The organism is Vogesella aquatica (assembly GCF_028548455.1).
In the GTDB taxonomy this organism is placed as follows: Bacteria; Pseudomonadota; Gammaproteobacteria; order Burkholderiales; family Chromobacteriaceae; genus Vogesella; species Vogesella aquatica.
In genome coordinates, this window is the sequence record NZ_JAQQLF010000038.1 from 1 (window position 1) to 3,452 (window position 3,452).

1 protein-coding gene is annotated in these 3,452 nt (G+C 65.8%); it reads left to right on the plus strand.

Translation table 11 applies throughout. The features are described from left to right. On the plus strand, window positions 1–3,452 hold a 3,452-nt coding region (locus PQU95_RS18405), incomplete at both ends, for a beta strand repeat-containing protein (protein WP_272753348.1).

Below are 3,452 nucleotides of genomic sequence, written 5' to 3' on the forward strand. Positions count from 1 at the left end.
GACGGTGGCATCACCTGGACCGCCACGCTGACGCCGAGCGCTAACGTCAGCGACAGCAGCAACCTGATCACTCTCGATAATACTGGCATTAGCGACGCCGCCGGCAACGCCGGCAGCGGCAGCACCGACTCCAATAACTACGCCATCGATACCGCACTGCCAACGTTGAACAGCATTCAGGTCAGCGACAGCGCGCTGAAAGTGGGCGACACCGCCACCGTCACCTTCACCTTCAGCGAAGCGGTGAGCGGCTTCACCACCGCCGACGTGACGGTGCCGAACGGTACGCTGAGCAACCTCAGCAGCAGCGACGGCGGCATCACCTGGACCGCCACGCTGACGCCGAGCGCCAACATCAGCGACGCCAGCAACGCGCTGAGCGTCGACCTGACCGGCGTGGCCGACCTCGCCGGCAACGCCGGCAGTGGCAGCACCGACTCGGGCAACATCGCCATCGATACGGCATTGCCAACGTTGAACAGCATTCAGGTCAGCGACAGTGCGCTGAAAGTGGGCGACACCGCCACCGTCACCTTCACCTTCAGCGAAGCGGTGAGCGGCTTCACCGCCGCCGACGTGACGGTGCCGAACGGTACGCTGAGCAACCTCAGCAGCAGCGACGGCGGCATCACCTGGACCGCCACGCTGACGCCGAGCGCTAACATCAGCGACGCCAGCAACGTGCTGAGCGTCGACCTGACCGGCGTGGCCGACCTCGCCGGCAACGCCGGCAGTGGCAGCACCGACTCCGGCAACATCGCCATCGATACGGCACTGCCAACGTTGAACAGCATTCAGGTCAGCGACAGCGCGCTGAAAGTGGGCGACACCGCCACCGTCACCTTCACCTTCAGCGAAGCGGTCAGCGGCTTCACCACCGCCGACGTGACGGTGCCGAACGGTACGCTGAGCAACCTCAGCAGCAGCGACGGCGGCATCACCTGGACCGCCACGCTGACGCCGAGCGCCAACATCAGCGACGCCAGCAACGTGTTGAGCGTCGACCTGACCGGCGTGGCCGACCTCGCCGGCAACGCCGGCAATGGCAGCACCGATAGCGGCAACTACGCCATCGACACCGTGCGGCCAACTGCCACCATCACGCTGAGCGACAGTGCGCTGAAAGTGGGCGAGACCAGCCTGGTGACCATCACCTTCAGCGAGGCGGTCAGCGGCTTTACCAATGCCGACCTGACCGTGGCCAACGGCACGCTCAGTGCCGTCAGCAGCAGCGACGGCGGCGTGACCTGGACCGCCACCTTTACCCCGGATAGCAATGTCACCTCGACCAGCAACGTCATCACCCTCGACAACAGTGGCGTGAGCGACCTGGCCGGCAACGCCGGCAATGGCAGCACCGATAGCGGCAACTACGCCATCGACACCGTGCGGCCAACCGCCACCATCACGCTGAGCGACAGCGCGCTGAAAGTGGGCGAAACCAGCCAGGTGACCATCACCTTCAGCGAGGCGGTCAGCGGCTTTACCAATGCCGACCTGACCGTGGCCAACGGCACGCTCAGCGCCGTCAGCAGCAGCGACGGTGGCATCACCTGGACCGCCACGCTGACGCCGAGCGCCAACATCAGCGACGCCAGCAACGTGCTGAGCGTCGACCTGACCGGCGTGGCCGACCTCGCCGGCAACGCCGGCAATGGCAGCACCGATAGCGGCAACTACGCCATCGACACCGTGCGGCCAACCGCCACCATCACGCTGAGCGACAGCGCGCTGAAAGTGGGCGAGACCAGCCTGGTGACCATCACCTTCAGCGAAGCGGTGACCGGCTTTACCAATGCCGACCTGACCGTGGCCAACGGCACGCTCAGTGCCGTCAGCAGCAGCGACGGCGGCGTGACCTGGACGGCCACCTTTACCCCGGATAGCGATGTCACCTCGACCAGCAGCGTCATCACCCTCGACAACAGTGGCGTGAGCGACCTGGCCGGTAACGCCGGCAATGGCAGCACCGATAGCGGCAACTACGCCATCGACACCGTGCGGCCAACTGCCACCATCACGCAGAGCGACAGTGCGCTGAAAGTGGGCGAAACCAGCCTGGTGACCATCACCTTCAGCGAGGCGGTCAGCGGCTTTACCAATGCCGACGTGACGGTGCCGAACGGCACGCTGAGCAATCTGGCCAGCAGCGACGGCGGCATCACCTGGACCGCCACGCTGACGCCAAGCGCCAACATCAGCGACGCCAGCAACGTGCTGAGCGTCGACCTGACCGGCGTGGCCGACCTCGCCGGCAACGCCGGCAATGGCAGCACCGATAGCGGCAACTACGCCATCGACACCGTGCGGCCAACTGCCACCATCACGCTGAGCGACAGTGCGCTGAAAGTGGGCGAGACCGCCACCGTTACCATCACCTTCAGCGAGGCGGTCAGCGGCTTTACCAATGCCGACCTGACCGTGGCCAACGGCACGCTCAGCGCCGTCAGCAGCAGCGACGGCGGCGTGACCTGGACAGCCACCTTTACCCCGGATAGCAATGTCACCTCGACCAGCAACGTCATCACCCTCGACAACAGTGGCGTGAGCGACGCGGCCGGTAACGCCGGCAGCGGCAGCACCGATAGCGGCAACTACGCCATCGACACCGCGCGGCCAACCGCCACCATCACGCTGAGCGACAGCGCGCTGAAAGTGGGCGAGACCGCCACCGTTACCATCACCTTCAGCGAGGCGGTCAGCGGCTTTACCAATGCCGACCTGACCGTGGCCAACGGCACGCTCAGCGCCGTCAGCAGCAGCGACGGCGGCGTGACCTGGACAGCCACCTTTACCCCGGATAGCAATGTCACCTCGACCAGCAACGTCATCACCCTCGACAACAGTGGCGTGAGCGACGCGGCCGGTAACGCCGGCAGCGGCAGCACCGATAGCGGCAACTACGCCATCGACACCGCGCGGCCAACCGCCACCATCACGCTGAGCGACAGCGCGCTGAAAGTGGGCGAGACCAGCCTGGTGACCATCACCTTCAGCGAAGCGGTGACCGGCTTTACCAATGCCGACCTGACCGTGGCCAACGGCACGCTCAGCGCCGTCAGCAGCAGCGACGGCGGCGTGACCTGGACAGCCACCTTTACCCCGGATAGCGATGTCACCTCGACCAGCAACGTCATCACCCTCGACAACAGTGGCGTGAGCGACCTGGCCGGTAACGCCGGCAGCGGCAGCAGCGAGTCCGGCAACATCGCCATCGACACCGCGCGGCCAACCCTGACCGACATCAGCGTCAGCGACAGCGCGCTGAAAGTCGGCGAGACCGCCACCGTCACCTTTACCTTCAGCGAAGCGGTAACCGGCTTTACCGTGGCCGACGTGACGGTGCCGAACGGCACGCTGAGCAACCTGGCCAGCAGCGACGGCGGCATCACCTGGACCGCCACGCTGACGCCAAGCGCCAACATCAGCGACGCCAGCAACACGCTGAGCGT